The sequence below is a fragment of the Acinetobacter sp. ANC 3882 genome, from assembly GCF_022549545.1.
Lineage (GTDB): Bacteria > Pseudomonadota > Gammaproteobacteria > Pseudomonadales > Moraxellaceae > Acinetobacter.
Map to the genome: position 1 here is coordinate 90,880 of NZ_JAKZGB010000006.1, position 21,755 is coordinate 112,634.

Sequence of the window (21,755 nt, forward strand, 5' to 3'; positions counted from 1 at the left end):
ATGCGTAAGATGCTATAGGATACTGTAGTTCGAAGTGAATTTATATCTTATATGGTGAATATTATTCATCCTCCTACAAAAGGTTTGACATGATCAGTCTCCCCTTGGTTTACACAATTTTGGCACTTATCGCCTATACCAGTTCTTTTTGGTATTTGTTTATACGATTGATGTCAAAACGTAGTCCAAATCTTTGGTGTTATGGTCTTATGGTTGGATTAGGGCTGGTACTGCATAGTAGCGTGCTCTATCAAGACATGATGACACCGATTGGGGTGAACTATGATGTCTTTAACCTGATGTCATTTACTTCAGGGCTTATGTTGGCACTCAGTTTAATATTGAGTCTGATTCGCCCCATTCTTCCATTGAACCTCATCGGAACCCCTGTTGCCGCCTTTGGTCTAATTCTAGGCTTTGCCTTTAGCCAACCCAATCAAATTATTGAGCAACATAGCTTAGGCTTAGATTTACATATTATTCTGTCATTATCTGCTTATGCAGTTTTGCTCATGGCAACCATTCATGCTGTGTTGCTCTGGTTTCAAGATCGAGAACTGAAAAAAAAGCAAAAACGACGGATCTGGGTCAATTTATTACCTCCCTTTCAAGTAATGGAATCACTATTATTTGACCTGATTATCACAGGCTTTGGTTTATTGACCGCAGCATTGTTATTTGGTTTCTTTACCATTGATAACTTCTTTGCACAGCATCTGGCACATAAAACCGCGTTTAGTATCATTTCGTGGTTCTTATACGGCGCATTATTGATTGGACATTACAAATTTGGCTGGCGTGGTCGTAAAGCAATTCATTTTACCATTACCGGTTTTGTCCTACTTGCCATTGGTTTTATGGGCAGTAAATTTGTTTTAGAAATGATTTTAGGCCGTTAGATTTTTAGCATCCTAATAAAAACTAGACAGCCTTTCTGAAAATGCGTATAACGCTGTTTTCGCTTAGCTAGGTAAAAATCGTGAAACTTGTACTCGCTCCGATGGAAGGTCTAACTGATCCAATCATGCGTGATGTGCTCACTCATGTTGGCAGTTTTGATTGGTGCGTGACCGAGTTTATCCGTATTACCGATAGCATTCTGCCAGATCATATCTACTATAGTTTCTGTCCTGAACTTAAAAATGAAGGTAAAACAGCGGCAGGCACGCCTGTACATGTTCAATTTCTTGGCAATAATCCAGAGATGTTAGCCGCCAATGCCGCCAAAGTGGTTGGGCTAGGTGCACCTGCGATTGATCTTAATTTTGGTTGTCCAGCGAAAACTGTTAACCGTCATCGTGGTGGCTCGGTTCTGCTGGATGAGCCTGAAACCGTACATCAATTGGTCAAGGCCGTTCGTGATGCAGTCCCTGCACACATCCCTGTTTCAGCAAAAATGCGTCTTGGTTATCTTGATGAAAATCATACCTTAGATAATGCCCATGCCATTGAAGATGCAGGTGCAAGCTGGCTTACAGTGCATGCACGTACTAAAGCAGATGGTTATACTCCACCTGCTTATTGGGAAAAGATCCAACCGATTACCGAAGCCCTAAACATCAATGTGATTGCCAATGGCGAAATCTGGAATAATGCAGATGCAAAAGCCTGCTTAGAACAATCGCATTGCCAAGATTTGATGATTGGCCGTGGTGCAGTGACGACACCAGATTTAACCCTATGTATCCGTCAAGATATGGATCATGCGCTACTGTCTTGGCAAGATTTGGTTGTACTCCAACAACGTTTTTTAAGCGGTCAATACAAGACAGAAATTGGAATGATTGGACGTTATAAACAATGGTTAGGCATGATGACCAAAGCTTATCCAGAAGCACAAGCATTGTGGGGTCATGTGAAAAAGATCAAACAATTAGATGAAATCATTCAATATTTAGAGAAAAGTTAAATTTACAACTATCTCTCTTCAAATAAAAAGCGGCCTTTAAGCCGCTTTTTATAACCAAGACCAATGATGTCGTTGCTACATTCCACTGATTTTCATTTTTAGATTCGTCACAGAGGCACCAGTCATACCAATATTACCAATTGAAGCATTTGGCAAGTTATTAAATGTCCCAGTCTGCTGATAACCATTTGTACCAAGTAATACATTATTTAGCTGTAAATCAAATTTATCCGTTGTTCCTGAATTTCCAAAAATAACCCCGCCTTTATCCGTCGCCCCTGCTGGACCATAAATCCCTGCATAAAAACCTTTTAAACCAAAGGGATTACCGTTATTTCCTTTCAACTTAAAGTCAAAACTCGCACCGACAGGTGCCGTGGTTGAGTTTCCAGACGCGACATAATCCGAAACCAACATAATATTACAACCAGTGCCTGTACCACAGATCGACTCAATTGCGCCATCAAACATCACCATATGCCCCTGTGGAGCCGCGCCCATCTGGATATTCATACTCGGTTTATTCGATGCAAAAACAATATCAATCCCACCAACACGAAGTAGTTCTTTTACATCACTTTTTAGCAAGGTACCCGAACTGAAAATAGAATTACGTGTATAGGTACTTCCACTTAAATTAGAAAGTGAACCTGCCGCAGCAGTATAAATAGAAAATGGAGAAATCCGAATGCCCGTTACATTGCTATTAAAAGCCAATGCGATATTGGCAAAAGCTCCACCTGTAGCAGCGGTTCCTTTATCAGTATCTACAACGGCTTTAAAACCTAATGTCGTTTCAGCAGTACCATTTAAAGCAGTTACCTTGACAGGTACTGCCGTTGCTTGTCCTGCCACGCCAGCAATGACTAAACCAGCTCGATTGGTATATGATGGAGCTGTATAGCCACCATAAGACAAGCCATCATTGTCAATGATCGCCATTTGGTTGAATTGTACGTTTGCTTGGACACCAATTGTTAAACCATCCTGTCCTGTCATGGCAGAAAGGCTTTGGTCATCCATCGGTTGCATTGCCATTGAGACCGGGCTCAACAACAATAGTGACAACCATCCTAATTTCTTGTTTTTATTCATTGTCCTCATCCGTAGACAAATGTTTAAAATATGTACTATAGCTTAGCATACTCTGGATAAACCACAACATAAAATCCCTAAAGCATAGACATTTCTCTTTCTTTAAAAGAGATCTTATGTTGAAGCTATTTAAAAATCAAAGAACTGCTCCACATATGTCTTTTGTGCCCACAGGATATTTAAACTGTAACTGGCTTTTATCCAAAATTAACTCTTGTGAAATTTCTTGCCCAATCACAGAATTCCCTACAGGAATTGCGTACTGTCCTAAATTCATTGCAAAGTAATAATTCACAGGTTTGGTTGAGGCTATTCCGATATAACCTGCATTTACTCCATTAAAAATAACACCAACTTGTTTGGTGTCCTGATTAATATAAACACCTAAACGTTGATAACCAGTTGGAGTTACTGTTACATCAAAAGCTTGCCCCATCATTCCACCTGATACATTACTATTATAAACGCCTACTCCAATTTGATTTTGGCCCTTTGTAGTGTCAAAATTATTTGCATAAGTCACCATAACTACAAAAGGAGCCTGATTTTCACCATCGCCAGCACCTGTTGTTGGCAAAAATACTATATTACCATTTCCAGAAATGACTGAGGTTGGTACTTTAAATTGATATTCATAGGCAATAATGCCAGTCTGGGGCAGAGTGAATTTATATCCATCCCCATTCATAGCATAATAATTAATTTTGGTTCCCATATCTGGATTTGCTGCAACGGTATAAGAAGCTTTCATCCCATTGACACTTGGAAATTTCAAAATTGTAGAAGTCGTATCTTCTTGATTAGCCTGCTTTATCTGTGCTTGCGTTGCATTAAAACTAAAACTACATTGCGCAAAAACAGGATGATAAATCACTGCTGTAAATAACACCGTTCCTAATAATATTTTTCTCCAACAGCAACATAAAAGACAACACTTAAATATTTATTATAAAGCCCTCTTTATTTTGCTAGAGGGCTGACTTTCATTCTTATATAAAATTCTGTTTAGATTAACAGAACTTTAAACCACCAAAACAGTTAGACACTGGTTTTTGGTTACTATCAAGTAAAAGGTTTTGTAAAACCATTACGGCACGAGCATCTGCGGCTAAACGAATATCACCTAAACCTTTATAGACTGGTGCACCAAAAGCAGCAGCCAAAGCTTCTCCTTCTGTTACTGTAATAGTTTGCTTTGATAAATAATCAGTAATAAAAGTTGCTATTTGTGGCAATACATCCTGCATTGGAATACCAGTCGTTGGGTTTAAGGCACCAAAGTCCAGTGGATCTTTAAAAGACAACCACCAACCAGGTTGGGCTACATCTGCTGTATCACTTCCAGGCCATTGTAGCGCAGTATTTTGTAAAGCAAGATAACCACCGCTGGTAATCGGTAGGTTATGAATTAAATTAAAATTCTGCTTAACTTGAACATTAGCTTTAAGATCAGTTATGTAAGAACATGTACCTGGACTATAATTAGCTGCACAATAAGCATAAGTCCCCTGGTTATTATTAGCCCCCATAAAAAAAGTTGCTCTTTCTACCCACAAAACATCATCATCAAGTGTCAAACTAATTCCTCCACTATCCCTGCCTATAGGAATACGCGGGATAGGGACATCTTTCACCACTAGATTTAATTGTTTCATTCGACTTCCTGTTACAATTGTTTCAGGAAATTTAAAGGCAACTTCTTGACGTGGAACGTTAATTCCCCAAACACTCTGTCCATTGTATTTAAAAATATTTGCGTTATCATCTGGCGCTGTATAACCTGGACGCCCCTGCGTCATTCTATTAATATTACTTGTAGCTGTACGATTAATACAAAATAATAGGCGCAAACACACACTAGCCGAAATTGCTTGATCATCACTTGTACCAAATATCGCAGGATCAGTAAAGGCATTTACAGGAGTTTCACCTACCTTAATAAAACCACTAAATGAATTAATCCCCCCCCCTGTAGATATCCCACTACTATTGATATCATTAGCAGTACCCGCTGATAAATAACCTAAGATCTCTTCAGCACTAAGACGAAAACCAGCTACTTCTCTTGTGGAAGCACTGGTCGGGTTCTTAATTGCAAATTCAATAAAAGGGTTGGTCAATGAGGCACTGGTATTGGCACGACCTTTAGACCAAGTTGGTGTACCATCAGCCAATTTTCCATCTGGTGGGCCACTGAGCGATACATTATCCATATCGATATCACACCCATCCGCTCCATTACGACCACCACATCCAAGTTGTAAAGCACGAATATTGGCATTTAACTCTAACTTCGCTTCCAAGCCTAATTTATAATAACCAAAATTTTTCAGTGGGTTCGTTGTCTCAGGTGCCGTATAACCCAATGAGAGTAAGGCTTGCCCTCTTGCTGCCGATAACTCATTATCAGTCATTTCAACAAGCCCATCACCGCTTGCCCATGTATGAGTTGCAAACAAGGACATGAGCAGACAAGAGGTCAATATTGATTTTTGTATTCCTTTTTTCATCATTTTCTTCCTGTTACCCAAATTAATTACGTGGTCTAATCGCAAATTCTGAACGAAGCTGCCCACCTGTCATCACCATCTCACCAAGGCGTTGTGCCCTGTTATTGGTCGCATCTACTCGTGGATAAAAATTAATGTCTTGTACTCGGAAGACATCGTTCGGTGTACGGTCTGGGTTAAAGTTAAAACCTAAATTAAAACCAACATTGTCTTTGTTTACCACAATCGCATTATTAAACTGAACCAAGCCTGTCATATTGTCAAAACCAATACTAGCATCATCAATTGGATCGCTAATTTGTAATGAACCATCTCTAAGACGATAACGCCCAATAAAGGACAATCTGTTTCCACTGGTGGCTGTGATTTCATTATTTGGTACGAGACTCAAGTTCATGTCGCCTAAGAATTTAAGTTTAAGACCGAATAACACATCATCTTTGGTGTTAAATGGATTTACCATTACAGGGGTTGCACTGTTTGGATTACTATATGTTGGTAAATATCCCGCAGCAATTTCAGCAGCCATCACCATGAGTAAGTCTTTCAACTCAACATTAACATTACCGCCTTCAAAGCCCATACTGCCATAACCACGTAGCAACATATCAATATTACGTAGACCCATATAATAGTTTTTATCACCATCTACAATTAAAATTGACGTGGTTTTACTACCATCGGCATTACGTCCTTCTGTGCTCAATCCTAAAGCTAGACCCAAACGTTGTGAGTTAGTTACAGTCGAACGAGTGATACTATTATTCACATTATTTAAGCCAAAAACTTCACCCGTATAATTGGTTGCATAGGTTGCCAGATTGGCATTGACATTATAAAAAGGCAGACCCAAACCCCATTTATTATTTAAGCCATCATTCGCTGCGATCGCATTGGCCGCAGAGACGCCACTACTTGATGTAAAACGCCCCCGTCTTGAAAGCGCTTGGAAGTCTGCACCACGTACAGCGACTACTAAACTATATGGGTTAACCGTATTGTTGTGAATTTGCTGGGTATAATCTGCAGCATTGGTTAGCGTTCCGCCATTCCCACCTAACCGTGCATTACGGAGTACCGAGTTTTCGGGCATTCTTAAATTACGTGTATTGGCAAGGTTGATATAGACATTACCACTGTCAAAATATGCACGTTGATTTGAATTGATCACGAGAGGGCTAAGATCACCAAACTCGAAACCAAAGGTATTTGAACCTGCTCCGCCAATTTCTAAAGTGGTTGCTTTACTATCATCTCCACCCAACATTGCATCGCCTTTTTGAGTAAACTCACCTCGGAGACGCATTGCCAAACCACTAGAACCAATCACAGTACCATTGGCACCACTTGCTGTTGTATTGGTATCACTGGCGAAACCCAATACATTATTGAGTGTATGGGTATTGGTTGTATTATTATCCACAGGCGCAGCAATGCCATTTGCACTGGTACCTCTCACCTGAAGCATTCCATTAACTATACGACCACTCATTCCAACACGGATTAGCCCTTTACTATTATCCAAATTATAAATTGGATTGGTTGGATTAATGGTTACATTATTTTTAGTCATTAATTCGATATTTAAACCCGAACTGGTACCTGCATAAGTCCCTGTTGCAGCACCGAGCTGATTAGGATCCGTGACACGTGTAAAATCAACATAGCCATAAGTTCCATCAGGAGCAGTTGTTTTCGTTGCAGAAGCCAAACCAAGATTGGTTTGTAAAATCAACCCCTTTGTTGCGTCTACATACATTGCACCTTTACCTAAAAAATTAAAGTTAAAATTCTTTAAAATTAACTGGTTATATTGATTTATTGTTCCAGTTCCCAAACCCGCATATAAATTAATATTCTGTAAACCTAGCTGCAATGAGGATTGTGAATTTGCACTAAATAAACCATCTTTGGTATTAAAAGCAATAATTTGTGGGGAACCCGTCTGAATGGCAAAATTCCCAATACTGGCATTACAACTCACGGTTGGGGTTTGAGCACAGATCTGAAAACTTCCAACTGAAATAGTCGATGGCATACTTTTGATTTGTAGGTCCAAACCTGTTTTAGAGCCATTAGAACCTGTATTGATTTTATAATCTGTACCTAAGTTATAATTGCCTGCTCCCGCTCCTGCATCATAAGTTAGGTTTTTACGAACTCTGACATCATTGGCAACTGCACGCAGGGTTTGTTCGGCATTGTTCGCCATACCAGCACGGTCTTCCCAATACAGTTGATCAACCTTAATTTCATCATAAGTGGTTTGTAAAGAAACCCCATCCTGACCATTGATCTGTCTAAGGTCAGTATCTTGAAGCTCTTGCAGTGCATAAGCAGTTTGGGTCAGACATAACATGCTGCTTGCCAATGTTGTTAGAACAAAATGGCTGGTTTTATTTTTATTGACTGTCCTTTTCATAACCATTTCCTTTTTATTTTAACAACGCGGATGTGATGTGCCACAAGAAAATATTTTAACTTGCCCTGTCATCGACAGATTTCCATTCATATTCACACCAATAAAGCCTTTTTCCTTGTTTGCATCAAAACCCGTACCACCATAAGTCGTAGCAGGAGTTAAATAACCAGGCAAATTAGTAGAACCTGATGAACAGTTTTGATTACTTTCAGTACAGGTATCAGTTTCAATTGATAAAGACTGAAATCCGACATTACGAAATTGAATCGGTTTGGTCGGATCGAAACCTAATTTGATTGCCGCATGATTTAGACCGCCATAAATCACATCTTCACCATCTAACTTAATTTGCTGAATATTAACAGTGCCTTGAATTCCCTTCATTACTAACCATTGCTTACGTCCTGTTGCTGATGGCACACGATTACCTTGAGCATCATAAGTGTCTTGCGTACCATCGTGATAACGGTTGTTTAAAGACAAAGCCAAACGGCAGTAAAGTAAATCTGCGCATAAAAAGTTTGCGTTGTCATCCTGATTTAAAATCATTTTTAAGGAAAGATCTGCACCAGCCTGTCCAGTCACATTTTCTAGGCTGGAATCATCCAAACTTTCCATCGCGTACAGCGAACTTGAAAGTAGCAATAATCCACAGCCCTTAAGTAAACTCACCATCAAACCACAATAACCATACTTTTTATGATTCATAAACTTCATCGCCCTATATCCTTATAAGCCTGTTGTAGTTAGCTTTAGATGCTGAATCAGTAAACCATCAATCGCCGCTGAACCAAAGTTATTGCTGACCGTTGCACCTGGTGGCTGCATATTATTTATACGCCCAGCAATATCAGTTGGCATGGTGGTTTGAATCCCTAATATCTGGTTATTATAGTTTTGACGCCATGTGGTCTCATACGGGTCAGGGCGATTTAAAGAAGGATGTAATTGACCGCTAATCGGTGTCTTAGGTGCAACAGCTCCCCATGATCCCCACGCTCCCCAATTACTCCCACTAGCAGTTCGTGAACGCTGCCATACTTGAGTGAAATCCTCTTGGGCTGAACTTACTAATCCTGTTCCAGATTTCAACTCACCAAACGAGATACCGTATGCACCAACACCTTTGTGTGCTGTTAACTGATTTGTTACAGGATTATAGTCAGTCGCACCAATGGTAATACTGCTATGCGTCGCACTACTACCCTGATAGCCAGCCACAGTCGAAGTGCCACACTGGTAAATATTACAAGTTGAACCCAAGTAGGTAACACTTGGATCAACTGTTGCTACTGGATCAATATTTGTATAACGGGTATAAATACGTCGATACACTTCCTGTACATTTGGGATACGTGCCAACTCCATCGAGAAGTTATTACCATCGGTACTGAGCATTAGCGGTTGGTATAAATTACCCAATACCAGATTCACATTCATATCATAGAGAAAAATACCATCTGCACTAGCATTGGGCTGAAAGTTTGGAACGGCTCCACCCAATGCTGGGGTACTGTTATCATAAGTACCACCTGCGATTTCCTGGGTACTAATCCTAAACACACTGGTTGCGGTTGGTGCTGTCCAATCATTGGTGCCCTTCGCCCTTAAACGGCGGGTGGTAAAACCATTTTGGTTTAAACATTGTCCAAACTGTCCATTACCACTGCTAGTATTCCCAGCAGGCGTTGTACACACTCCTGCATTCAGGAAGCTTCCCGAATAAAATTTATTATACGGATCAAGACCACCATTGGTCATTGGTGTATAAGATATTTGAATTCCATTGGTATTATTAGTTGCACTCGCTGCAGTATTCGTCATTGTTCCATTTGTCGTCGCTAACACAGCACCTTCAGAAAAAGCTTTCGTTGCTGGATCATAATTCATCTGTACAATTTCTCGAGTCACAGTTTGGTTACTGACTATGCCGCGTTTGGTATCGGTTGCACCACTATTAAGGCGAATTAGCCCTGCTACGCCAAACGTATTGTTATAATTAGTATTCATCCCATAATTAAAGGTTTTTAGGGTGGGTACATTATTAATTTTCAATGTTGCATTATAAGTTCCACCCATAGATGGTGTTACACCACCAAGCGTCTGGAATACTTTTAAGTTTGAACCATTAATACTAAAACCATCCCACACTGCGGCAAGACGTAAACGATTACTTAATCCATTTAGACCACTTTCAGGGATAGCAGCATCTCTTTGAAAGATGTCTGTCCACAAACCTAGTTTTAAGTTATATGCAGAAGATTCTGCTGTACCAGCAGCAGGAAGCACCATTTTACGTAACGGCGCTTCTAAAGCCAGATAAGTGACATTGCTAATTGTTCCTGCGAAATTAGGAACGTTTTGATCGTTTAATGTGGTAACGACCCAAGGGTTATCGGCAGTACCCCACGAATCAATTGGACGACCATATTGTGTTCCCCAATCACTCCCATTGATTGCAGCACCTAAATTCTTATTAGATTGAGATAAAGATAAACCATATAGCCATGCATCTGCTTTTTTATAACCTTTAGCGGTCGCAGTTGCACTTAAAGGACCTACAGGAATCAAGCGAATCGAGCCTGCACCATAGGTTCCTGCACCACTATTGGCCGTATCTGCGCCGTTAAAACGGAAAGAAAAGTTTTCAGGCAAAAGTGCAATCCCTTCACCTGTCGCTTCACTTAAAGCATCATCGGAAATTTCTTGTAGTGCAAAAACAGATTGACTTATGCATAAGCTAATAAAACTTGCTAAAACAGTTCTTTTAAACAAAACCGTAGAAGTTAATCTAGTCATCTTGACCTTCCTATTACCTGATGCTCCGCATCATCATTCTTTTTCTAACATCCATCTTTTGAGTGATGCCCTACAAACTGTAGGAAAACCGTATTTATGCATCACTCAAATGTAGACAATCTGCCTACATAATCTCATTCTTCATTATGCTGATAATTTACACAAAAGCAAAATAATTTAGGTAAATGGTCTATTTTCCGATGAGTGAAATAAAATATGGGATATTTAAAATTTAGCTAGGTAAATGATTTTTATCTTGTTCTTATTTTCTATAAAATAAACCTGCAACAATCACTTTAAATAAACGATTGTTGCAAAATGTAAGTTAATAATTAAGTCTTCGACAATGCCATGCCTGTTTGATCTGGGTATTTACCACCACGGTCTTTATCGTCTGTAAGAGATTTAACAGATTTCATAAGTCTACATTTACAACAGGTTCTCTATTTCGTTCCCAAGATTCAACCATCGTCCAATCATAATAGCTATTTAATTCAATAGCTTGAGATAAAAAATTAAAATCTCCACCCCATACTAAACTCCAACCGTGGTTGCTGATCCTTATCGCTTTTTGCAGCCGATGTATTTCGCCAGGCGAGTGTCGCATTATAATCAAAATCTTGATATCCACCACCAAAACCAATCCCTGTACTTGCTAAAGAGCGACTGTTTTTATCGAGAAGATATGAATTTTTATTTTGCTGTATTTCACCAACATCTTGGAATAAATACGTATTTAAAAATGGTGTCAACTGGTAATACACATTGATTGACGCACCCCAACCTTGGTCACCAAGTCCTTCTGCAGCTGGATAAGCACGCATCGAGTTTAAAGAAAACTTTTCAGCTGAATCAAGATTCTTAGATGCAAGTTGTCCATATAACTCACTGATCAACCATGAATATGCTGTTAATCTTTGCTGCCTAGAAAGCTTAAGTTCATATTTATCGAAATTGCCTTGGGTCTTTGCAGATAAGCGATCTATATTCAAGGCCGATGGACTTTGTATATCCAGATTCCCAATAGTAGTGATCAATTCGAGCTGATTGAAGCCACCTCTTGAGTCTCCAATGCCCCAATCATCCATTCGACTATAATTCAATGCAATTCGACTCGCCTCTATTTGTTTGGATGTCTCTGTATTCGTAACTGAAATTTCATCAAATAATTTTCTTTTCTCGGCCAGCAATTTCAAATTCAGATTAGTTTTTTGGCTCCGAATCAATGGATAGGTCAGATTTAAATTATAGTTTTCAGAAGTTCCTGTTGCATCTAATTGCTTAAATTGTTCACCAAGCTCATATTCAGTTCTGCTATAACCACCTCCTAACCATAAACCTGTTCCAGTTACAGGAAATCGAGCATTTAAACTTCCAGAAACCAAATCTTGATTACTTCCTAACAGTTGTGCAGATAATTTCTCCCCATATCCCAACAAGCTATTACTTTCGAGATAGCTTGAAAGTCGATATTTTCCTGTATAGCTACTTCCAGAGTTATCAACACCAATTCGTCCGAGCCAAGTTGGTTGTCCTAGAATATCCAAAACAAGATCCGTTTGCCCAGTCTGTTCGCCAGCTTGTAGGTTTGCTTGGATTTGCCCAACGCCCGATAAATCTGAAATAAGTAACAAAGTCTTATTACTTTGCTGCTGTTGTAACGCTTGATGTCGATGAATTTGATCTGTATAGCGTTGAATCACAGTATCTTTAATTTTAGATTGGTTATTTAAAATAACCTGACCTAGTTGACCTTCAAGTATTCGGATAATTAATGTTCCATTCTCTATTTTTTGCTTGGGCAAATATGCTTTCGCTAAAAAATATCCCTGCTTCTTATAATATCGAGTGATTTGTTCTGCCCCAAGCTGTAAATCAGCGAGTACATTATTTTTATTTTCCAGTGCTTTGACTAAATCATGCAAAATCTCAGTGGCAATTTGCTGATTTCCTTCTACTTGGATTTTTGTGACCCAAATGGGGGTTTGATCCTGACTATAATTTGGCTGAGAAGAATCCATACCAAAGTATTGTTGATCCACTTTGGGTATTTCTTTGAATTGTTCAGGGTTCAGTTGTTGGGTAATGGTACCACTGTCAGGAATCACAACGTCTGCATGAACAATAGAAGAACCAGCAACAAAAATGCTAATCCCCCTCATTACTTGAAGGAGTGTTCTATTATACATCCCTGCTTGTTTATATAAATAAAATTTCATTATTTCTCTAAATTTAATCAATATCTTATTATTTAAGACCAGAGGCTTAAACCTCTGGTCTTATATCTTAATAATCTCTTTTAATCTTAATGATTATAACGGAGCCATGGGGCCTTATTATCTTCATCAATCACCCATGTCGAGCTTGAATTTGGGTCAGAAGCATCTGCAATATCCCAACCTGAAAATGTCAGAATTTTTTGCAGTTCTGCGGTGGTTTTTCCAATACCACCCGCACTGCTAGATTGACCAGAGGTTTCAGTATTCCAGTAGCTATTCGCAACTACACCTACAGAAGGACTATTTTCCCCAATAAGTCCTCCGACATTATTTACGCCTGTTACCGCACCATTCGAATAACTATTTTCAACTGTTCCAACATTATAACCAATCAGCCCTCCAATAGATGCCCCTCCCTCCACCGCACTGGTTGAATATGAATTTGTAACAGTACCATCATTTCGACCAACAAGCCCACCAACATAGGTATCACCTTTAACTCGCCCTGTCGCATAACTACCATTAATAATATCTTTAGTAGCATTCACACCAACAAGACCACCAATATTCTCACTTTTAATACCACCTGTCGCTGTTACATCACCTGTGGCGTAACTATTGTTGATATATAAACGAGGAGCTAAATCATAACCTCTAAAAGCAGTACCACCTACCAATCCCCCAAGACCAGTTAGACCACTCACATTACCCGTAGCATAACTTTGATCAATATAATGAGTATTATTTTCTTGAGACCCAAAGAACCCGACTAAACCACCTGCTCCAGCAAAACCAAGCTCTGAATACCAGTTTCCATTTACATATGTGCCAGATAAGATATTTCCCGTAGCATGACTATTATAGATGCCTTGTCCACTTCCCACTAAACCACCTGCAATTAACCCCCCTGTATAATTAGGATCCAGATTTTGCTCTTGCTCAACAGTCATTGTAAAATCAGGCAAAGAAATATTACCTGTAGCATAACTATCATAAATCGGCATCGTACTTCCTGCTGCTAATCCACCTACACCAAGAACACCTTTAACATTCGCGCTAGAATAACTGCCACTAATTCGTTGCGAACTAGACTCAGTACCTACACTATGGCCTGCGAGTCCAATTAAACCACCTACATATAACAAACCATTAACGTGGCCAGTGCTGTAAGCATTTTTAATATTACCACTAAGGTGTAAGCCTGAGAGTGCCCCCATATAAGCGTACCCATAAAGAGATACATTAGTAAGACCCACATCTCTTAATTCACTACCATAGGTAATACTAAACAGACCTTGCGGGGCTGTCTCTGGAACAGATACTAAATTTCCCCATTCAGGTCGAGCTTGATTAATCGTTAGCGCATCAATCTGATGTCCTAGGCCATGAAAATTTCCTTGAAAGAATGGTAGTTCTAATTCGGGTGGAATCCCCCCTTCAGGTAACTGTATACCACCATCAATCTTAACTTGAAGCTGTCCAATCGCATCAAAGCCTTTCCCATTATTCCAGTTGGCCGTATCAGAGGCATCAATATTGCTGCCCAAGGCATAATTCCCAGTCAGGTTATTATTCATTCCTTGCAAAGTATTGATATTGGCATCACCTTCTTCGCCTAAATCATTGATCACAATGTAGGAGGTCCCATTGACCAATAAGGTCGGGGATGCACCACCGATATTAATCTTGGCACCATTGTTTAAGTTGTAATCCGAGCCTGCACCATAGTTCATGGCGAGTTTGGCCTTATCTCCACTTAAATCCAAATCACTATTAAAATTAATATCTTTGTTTGCAGTCAATGTCAGGGCAGTATTGGCATTCCAACTAGTGGCATCATTAACATTAATATTGCCTTGGCCTTCTGCTGTACCGATTGCATTCAAACTGACATTGCCTTTGTTTAAGGCATCCCCTAATGTACTGCTGCTCACACTGCCGCCAAAGAAATCGACATCGATATTTTTGGCTTTCAGCTCCCAGCCACTGGTGGTCGGTGGTAAACTGGTCGTGCTATTACGCTGTGTTGTGATATTGCTACCCGAACTAACATGTACCTCTGCCGCAGAAGTTTTAATCTGCCCACCATTGCCGCCATTTGGGGCTGATGCATCTAAGGTGCCACTAACATTTACCGTACCACTGCTTAAATCGCTGCCGAGCTCAATCACACCGCGAACATTATTCACCGTTTGCGCTTGGATCACTCCAACACTATTCACCACAGCATTGCTTAAATCATCAATCCCTTTGGCTGTAAGTACCACCTTACCACCATCAGCTTGAATCATTCCGCCTGAGTTAATCAAGGCTTGTGCCTTACCCTGATTAATGGTGTATCCCAGCAAGCTACCATTATTTAAATTCAGGGTAATATCACCACCTGCTGCCAATAATACATTTCCTTGTGGTGCTTTAATGGTGCCTGTATGTTTGACTGTTGGTGCAATTAAAGCCACTGTACCTCCAGTGGGTACAGTAATTTTGCCTCGATTCTCAACCGTTTTATTATTACCAGTATTGTTAAAATTGAATAAATTATTATTAAAATCATTATTGCTCAGGTTGAGGGTTGATGCGACTAAACCCGCAGTATTCACCTGTGATGTGCTGCCAAATAACACCCCATTCGGGTTAATAATAAACACCTGCCCATTGGCATTTAACTGGCCATTTAAGTTTGATGCACTGGTACCTGTAACTCGGTTTAAAGTAATCGAACTGCTGCTTGGCTGAACGAAATTCACAATTTCATTGCTATTGGTTGAAAAACTACTCCAATCAATCGCGGCTTTTGCCGTTGATTGATTAATGGTTATTGTGGTTCCTGCGGTTGAAATACTTGCTGTGCCTGAACTCACCACGCCACCTGTTGGCCCTGCAAATGCAATACTTGCACTCAATACATTCACAGCAAAGAATGCTGCTCGTTTTGCTGTGTCACCCACTGCTATTTTAGATTTGATTTTTGTTGTTGATTTCGATACAACAATGCCACCTTTCGCCATTTCACTCACGACTTGCCAGCAAAGATGCGTCGCATTCCATACCACTTGATAGATCTTATTCACAATTATTCCCACCCTTTCTTAATATTTTTTTAAATTGCGGTTTATTTTTAGCATATCTTTTTTATTATTTGATTAATTTATATATTTTCCTGACCAATGGTTAAAAGATCATCAAGTAATAGAATAAATCACATATCAGTACTTATTTTCATTTTCTTTTATTAAATTAAAAATAAGCAAAAAAATCGAGCAATAAAAAGTCTTATTTAGAATGATAAAAATCTATTCCATTCAAAACGAGAAAATATTAGAAATAATAAAGTAAGAGAGGAATTCGTATTCATCAAAACCGATAAGCTTTGTGATCGTATAAAAGTTCTTATTTGAGTGATTTTTAACCATCAACCCTATAGTTAATGGTTAAAAGAATTGAAACAATGAGCAATTAAGTCTTCGGCAATGTCACACCTGTTTGACCTTGGTATTTACCACCACGATCTTTGTATGAAGTTTCACACACTTCATCACTTTCAAAGAACAACATTTGTGCAACACCCTCACCTGCATAAATACGCGCAGGCAAATTGGTTGTATTTGAGAATTCGAGGGTAACATGACCTTCCCATTCAGGTTCTAACGGCGTGACGTTAACAATGATTCCACAACGTGCATAAGTCGATTTACCTAAGCAAACTGTCAAAACATTGCGCGGGATACGGAAATATTCAATGGTACGCGCTAAAGCAAATGAGTTTGGTGGAATGATACAAACATCAGATTCGATATCGATAAAGCTTTTATCATCGAAATTCTTTGGATCAACAATCGCTGAATGAACATTGGTAAAAACTTTAAACTCACGTGCACAACGGACATCGTAGCCATAGCTCGATACCCCATAAGAAATCAACTTTTCTCCGTTCTCATCGAAACGAACTTGATTCTCTGCATAAGGTTCAATCATGCCGTGTTTTTCGCTCATTTCACGAATCCAACGATCAGATTTTATTGCCATGACTTTTTATCCATAGACGAAGTTAATAATTGGCGAGTACTTTAACGTAAAATGATATCAATGAAAACAACAGCTCTATCCTGTTATGTGGATAACGCTATCAAAGTTATAAATTGATTAATGCTGAATAGCTAATCGGAATGGCGAACGCCATCAGAACGACAGATGCAGTACGCTGTAATTTTGATTGAGACAACCATGCAACTTTATTGGTTGCAAGCATTGCACCAACAGAAATCCAAAATAATGCGATTGGAAGAATTAATCCCACAAAGCTGCTCATATGAGCAATATAAATCTCTTGGTTCGTCCAGGCAGCCGCAGGAAAAATCGCTGAAGCGAATAACAGCGCTTTAGGATTTAATAACGTTGCACATAACAACTCTCTAGGCCGAATGGTCGGCTGATTTAAGGCTACTTCTTGGTTCGCAGTGCGCCATAATTTAATCGCAAGAAATACGATATAAGCAGCACTCAATAATTTAAGAAAAATCGGCAGTGCAGGTACAGTGGCAGACACTTTTCCAATCAGCATGCCCCAAGCGCTAATGGCAAGAATATAGCCAACCGCTTCTGCTGGAATCAGAAGTAAAGACTTGCGTAATCCAACCTGAATACCAGAAGATGCCAATAAGGTATTGGTCGGACCAGGCGTCAATAAAATGGTGATGACTAAACCAATAAAGAACCATGAAATCATTGAATGACCTCATTAGAAGATAGTTTCAGATTAATCCAATTCACAAGCCATAGCAAAAAATTAACTGTAAACAGTTATGACCAAATGCAACTTAAACAACTGTTTTATATTTATTTTATTAAATTCAAGCCTACTCTACTCCACAGTCACTGCATAAAGAGCGTCTATTTTAAATACAATAAATGTAAACTATTCATCTTGGGCTTATTTTTAGAGCAATAATGTCTGACGCGATTTTAAGTTTTCACTAAGTAAATCGTGTTATTTTATATACAATCACAAACTTCTTTGTCCTATCGAGTCTATTTTCGCATTTATGCCTAAGCAATTCTTTCACAAGTGGCTGCCTTCATCAGAAAAAGTCGCTGGCTTAAAGCTGATGAAAATTTTTGGCGATCGTGCCTTAAATCCATTGCTTTGGTATGTGAATCGTCGGTCAATTGCAAAAGCCATGTTTATAGGCACGTTCTGGGGGATTTTACCTGTCCCTTTTCATAGTCTGTTTATTATTCTGACTGTGTTATTTTTTGAAGTAAATTTACCTATTGGCTTATGTATGGCTTGGCTGACCAATCCTTTTACCGTGGTGCCGATTCTTTATTTGGGCTTTTGGTTTGGTACAAAGATATATCACGTCAATATGATCAGCAAAGAGATGCTGCTTGGTGTATTACATCAAGTCCTAAACTGGATTAAAAATTTTGGTCATGGTCATATTGATTTTAGTTTAGCCAAGATCTTGGTTTCGGGTCTGGTCATTGAAGCTATTTTATTTGCTGTTTTATTTTATCTGACCACGCACCTACTTTGGCGTTGGATCGTCATTAGAAGCTGGAAAAATCGTTATAAACACAGAAAAGAAGAAACCACCTAAACGGTTTCTTCTTGATAAAACAGATTATTTTACTTCTGCTTTGGCCTTCATATATTGCTCAGCAACATCAAGTGCATAGTCCTGACAAGCTTCGCCAGTTGCAGGGTTATATGCCCCATTATTGGTAATATTATTTGATAATATACGAACTCCGAGAAATGGCACTTCAAATTGATGTGCAATTTGAGCAACCGATGCTGCTTCCATTTCCTCTACCGAGGTGCCATAAGTTGTATGAAACTGTTTGATACGATCAAGCTCATTATTCCAAGTATCAGCTGAACCAATTGTCCCCTCTACCACTTGCCCTTTGGTATAATTCACTTTGGCTTTGTAAGCCGCGACTAAAAGTTCCTTATCCCCCTCAAATTTACGAATTGCAATCGGTTCAGGATTAGACTCATCATCGGGTAATACATCAAATGCTTCATTCCACTCAAGCGCATTTGAACCACCGCCAATCGGTTTGTTTGGTGTTTTAAATGCACCAATATTGGTGGTGTATTTTCCTAAAACGATATCAAATACATGCAAGTCTGGATCATGACCACCCGATGTGCCCTGATTGATAATCGCAATCGGTTTATAATGCTGAATGGCAATGGCTGTCGCTGCGGCTGAATTACTCATGCCCATACGGGTTTTAGAGATCACCATTGGATAACCTTTATAGGTGCCTTTCCAAAATTCCCAGCCACCAATAGTTTCTTCACTGACATTGTCTAATTTTGAGGCCATTCTTTTTGATTCAACAGGCAATGCGCCTTGGATCACAATCGGTTGTAACTTGGGTTTTTCTTGTACCTGATTATTACTATTTGAAGAACTATCTCCATTACAAGCACTCAAAACTAAAGCCGCACAAACACTGACAATACCCATCAGGCTTTTAAATTGCATCATTGATCTATACTCAAAAATCAAAACAAGTGATAAGCAAGCAACATACCATTTTTTATTTTTTTAATTTATTTTTAAAGCGTAAAAATAAAAGTTTATTTTAATCAAACAGTAAAAACCCAGCAGGATGTGCTGGGTTTTTAAGCATTTTAGAAGATACGCTTATCGTCTTTCTGACGTTTTGGTAACTTCTCCATTTGTTGCAACACAGCTTGTGCAATATTGAGATAACTGTCTGCGGCTGCATCTTTTGCGATCACACTTGGTGTACCTTTATCTGCATGTTCACGGATTTTAGCATCCAAAGGTAAATGACCCAGCAGTGGAATATGATATTGCTCAGACAATTGATCACCACCGCCTGTACCAAAGATTTGCTCTTCATGACCGCAATTGGAGCAAATATGCGTCGACATATTTTCAATGACACCGAGTACTGGAATATTCACTTTATTAAATAGCTCAATCCCTTTGGTCGCATCCATCAACGCAACATTCTGTGGTGTCGTTACAATCACTGCACCAGTTACTGGAATACGTTGCGCCAAGGTTAGCTGAATATCACCTGTACCTGGTGGCATATCAATCACCAATACATCTAAATCAGGCCATAAGGTTTGATTAAACAGTTGCATAAGTGCACCAGTTGCCTTTGGACCACGCCATGCCACAGGCGTATTGTGCGCACCAATTAAATGCCCAATCGACAGCACTGCCATACCATAAGCATCTAAAGGTACGAAATGTTCATTTTCAATCTGCGGCGTTCTACCCGCATTACCCAACATGGTTGGGATACTTGGGCCATAAATATCGGCATCTAACACACCCACTTTTAAACCCAATTGCTGTAGCGCGAGTGCAAGGTTGACGGTTGTGGTTGATTTACCCACTCCCCCTTTACCTGACGATACCAAAATCACATTTTGAATCCGTGGATGTGCGGCCACATCACGTTGTTGTGGTGCCGCCTTTTGAATCGGTGGATTATTCGGATCAGCTTCTGCTTTAGGAGAGGCATCCATCACAGGGGGTAAATTGCTATTTTCTGCTTTTGGCTTGGATGAGCAGCTATGACCTGCTTCACCATGCGCTGCATGTTTCTGTTGAATAATATGTAAGTTTAATTCTTGAATACCACACTTTTCCAAAGCTTCTGCCAACTCATCGTGGATCTGCTGTAAATGATCTTTTTCTTCAGGAAAAGTATTCACCGTAAGTTGCAGAATTCGACCTTGTACATTCACTTGGCTGATTCGATCTTTCAGACTGTTTTCAGAATGCGGCAATACATAATTTTGTAGAACTGTTTGAATCTCGTCTTCCTTCACTTCTTGCGATGGTGAAAAAACAGATTTTAAGGAAGAAAGCCACGACATTTTGTTTACTCCAAAAACAGTTCAACATATCACTGAGTTTGGCTAGTTTAGCAGTATTGAAGAATAGACGCTCATATCAAAGAAGATAATTGCTCATTTTTATAGCCGATTTTCTTCTCTCGATATAAGCGTCAATTATTTAGAGGCAACTCAATGATTAACCTTTAAATTTATTAATGGTATCGGTTGCTGCTTTCTTTAAATCATCCAGTTTATGGCTAGCTTGAGCTTTCAGATCATCAAACTTTGCCGCAGCTTCATCTTTTAACTCAGAAGCTTTTGCCTTTGCATCATCCAGTTTATGACCAGCCTCTTCTTTAAAGTGGTCAAATTTGTCTTGAACCGCATGTTGGGTATCTTCAAGCTTGGCTTTGATATCATCGACTTTACTCGAAACCGCTTCTTTACCTTCAGCATTTTGCTCAGAGACATCTTTCTTTAGATCATCCAGCGCTTTCTCGCCTTTTAACTTCAATTCCTCTGCGGAATGTTTTAAGTCATCGACTGCTTTTTCACCTTGTAGCTGAGCTTCTTTTGCTTTGTATTTTAAGTCATTACCCAGTTCTGCCGCTTGGTTTTTTAAGTCATCAATTTTTTCATTTGTCATGGTATTTCCTCACTATATAGGTAAAAAACATATTGTTTGGAGCAATCTTAGTTATACCGTGTTTAGCGTAATTTTTTGTGCAACGCTGCAAATTGAAACAAATGGGATACAGGAAGATTCAAATATTTTAACTTTTAAATCACATAAGAATATTAGCCTCATAATTGCTAATAATAATCATTTACAATTAAGCTTTGAAAAGTATTTCCTTGGATCAAAAAATAAATATGATTTCATCAATTATTTAAATAAATATTTATGGTGATCTAAGTTGTTAAGAAAAAATAAACAATTCATTTTAAAAAAAACTGCTCT

The 21,755-nt window shown here is 39.1% G+C and carries 16 protein-coding genes; 3 read left to right on the plus strand and 13 right to left on the minus strand.

Annotated features, from left to right (window positions below):
* Nucleotides 1-89 precede the first annotated feature (89 nt).
* Nucleotides 90-899, plus strand: a complete 810-nt coding sequence (gene ccsA, locus MMO42_RS12450; RefSeq protein ID WP_241320745.1) for a cytochrome c biogenesis protein CcsA — start codon at nucleotides 90-92, stop codon at nucleotides 897-899.
* A gap of 80 nt (nucleotides 900-979) precedes the next feature.
* Nucleotides 980-1,909 (plus strand): tRNA-dihydrouridine synthase, encoded by a 930-nt coding sequence (locus MMO42_RS12455; protein ID WP_241320746.1) that lies wholly within the window; start codon nucleotides 980-982, stop codon nucleotides 1,907-1,909.
* 75 nt (nucleotides 1,910-1,984) lie between these two features.
* On the opposite strand, the gene MMO42_RS12460 is transcribed toward MMO42_RS12455, so the two are convergent.
* The 10 genes from MMO42_RS12460 to MMO42_RS12505 all read right to left on the minus strand — a co-directional run bounded on the left by MMO42_RS12460 (nucleotide 1,985) and on the right by MMO42_RS12505 (nucleotide 17,680).
* Nucleotides 1,985-3,004 (minus strand): DUF6160 family protein, encoded by a 1,020-nt coding sequence (locus MMO42_RS12460; RefSeq protein ID WP_241320747.1) that lies wholly within the window; start codon nucleotides 3,002-3,004, stop codon nucleotides 1,985-1,987.
* A 136-nt stretch (nucleotides 3,005-3,140) separates the two neighbouring features.
* A complete protein-coding gene (locus MMO42_RS12465) occupies nucleotides 3,141-3,893 on the minus strand; it encodes a DUF4882 family protein (protein WP_241320748.1) in 753 nt (250 codons plus the stop codon).
* A gap of 121 nt (nucleotides 3,894-4,014) precedes the next feature.
* Nucleotides 4,015-5,517 (minus strand): hypothetical protein, encoded by a 1,503-nt coding sequence (locus tag MMO42_RS12470; protein ID WP_241320749.1) that lies wholly within the window; start codon nucleotides 5,515-5,517, stop codon nucleotides 4,015-4,017.
* 19 nt (nucleotides 5,518-5,536) lie between these two features.
* A complete protein-coding gene (locus tag MMO42_RS12475) occupies nucleotides 5,537-7,936 on the minus strand; it encodes a DUF6160 family protein (RefSeq protein ID WP_241320750.1) in 2,400 nt (799 codons plus the stop codon).
* A gap of 18 nt (nucleotides 7,937-7,954) precedes the next feature.
* Nucleotides 7,955-8,653, minus strand: a complete 699-nt coding sequence (locus tag MMO42_RS12480; RefSeq protein ID WP_241320751.1) for a hypothetical protein — start codon at nucleotides 8,651-8,653, stop codon at nucleotides 7,955-7,957.
* 12 nt (nucleotides 8,654-8,665) lie between these two features.
* On the minus strand, nucleotides 8,666-10,735 hold the full coding sequence (locus tag MMO42_RS12485; RefSeq protein WP_241320752.1) for a hypothetical protein: 2,070 nt from the start codon (nucleotides 10,733-10,735) through the stop codon (nucleotides 8,666-8,668).
* 515 nt (nucleotides 10,736-11,250) lie between these two features.
* Nucleotides 11,251-12,954, minus strand: coding sequence for a POTRA domain-containing protein (locus MMO42_RS12490; protein ID WP_241320753.1), 1,704 nt, complete (start codon nucleotides 12,952-12,954; stop codon nucleotides 11,251-11,253).
* Nucleotides 12,955-13,040: 86 nt separating this feature from the next.
* A complete protein-coding gene (locus MMO42_RS12495) occupies nucleotides 13,041-16,025 on the minus strand; it encodes a filamentous hemagglutinin N-terminal domain-containing protein (protein WP_241320754.1) in 2,985 nt (994 codons plus the stop codon).
* A gap of 385 nt (nucleotides 16,026-16,410) precedes the next feature.
* A complete protein-coding gene (dcd, locus tag MMO42_RS12500; RefSeq protein ID WP_003653416.1) occupies nucleotides 16,411-16,980 on the minus strand; it encodes a dCTP deaminase in 570 nt (189 codons plus the stop codon).
* Between the two features lie 106 nt (nucleotides 16,981-17,086).
* On the minus strand, nucleotides 17,087-17,680 hold the full coding sequence (locus MMO42_RS12505; RefSeq protein WP_241320755.1) for a LysE family transporter: 594 nt from the start codon (nucleotides 17,678-17,680) through the stop codon (nucleotides 17,087-17,089).
* Between the two features lie 316 nt (nucleotides 17,681-17,996).
* Here MMO42_RS12505 and MMO42_RS12510 point away from each other — a divergent pair, with 316 nt between their 5' ends.
* The gene (locus MMO42_RS12510; RefSeq protein ID WP_005292079.1) at nucleotides 17,997-18,554 is read left to right on the plus strand and encodes a DUF2062 domain-containing protein; all 558 of its coding nucleotides are present in this window, start codon (nucleotides 17,997-17,999) and stop codon (nucleotides 18,552-18,554) included.
* Between the two features lie 24 nt (nucleotides 18,555-18,578).
* Here MMO42_RS12510 and MMO42_RS12515 read toward each other — a convergent pair whose 3' ends face one another.
* From MMO42_RS12515 to MMO42_RS12525, 3 genes are all read right to left on the minus strand, one after another.
* On the minus strand, nucleotides 18,579-19,457 hold the full coding sequence (locus tag MMO42_RS12515) for a 5'-methylthioadenosine/S-adenosylhomocysteine nucleosidase (protein ID WP_241320756.1): 879 nt from the start codon (nucleotides 19,455-19,457) through the stop codon (nucleotides 18,579-18,581).
* A gap of 146 nt (nucleotides 19,458-19,603) precedes the next feature.
* On the minus strand, nucleotides 19,604-20,833 hold the full coding sequence (apbC, locus tag MMO42_RS12520; protein WP_005292073.1) for an iron-sulfur cluster carrier protein ApbC: 1,230 nt from the start codon (nucleotides 20,831-20,833) through the stop codon (nucleotides 19,604-19,606).
* A 157-nt stretch (nucleotides 20,834-20,990) separates the two neighbouring features.
* Nucleotides 20,991-21,440, minus strand: a complete 450-nt coding sequence (locus MMO42_RS12525; protein WP_005292071.1) for a hypothetical protein — start codon at nucleotides 21,438-21,440, stop codon at nucleotides 20,991-20,993.
* Nucleotides 21,441-21,755 lie beyond the last annotated feature (315 nt).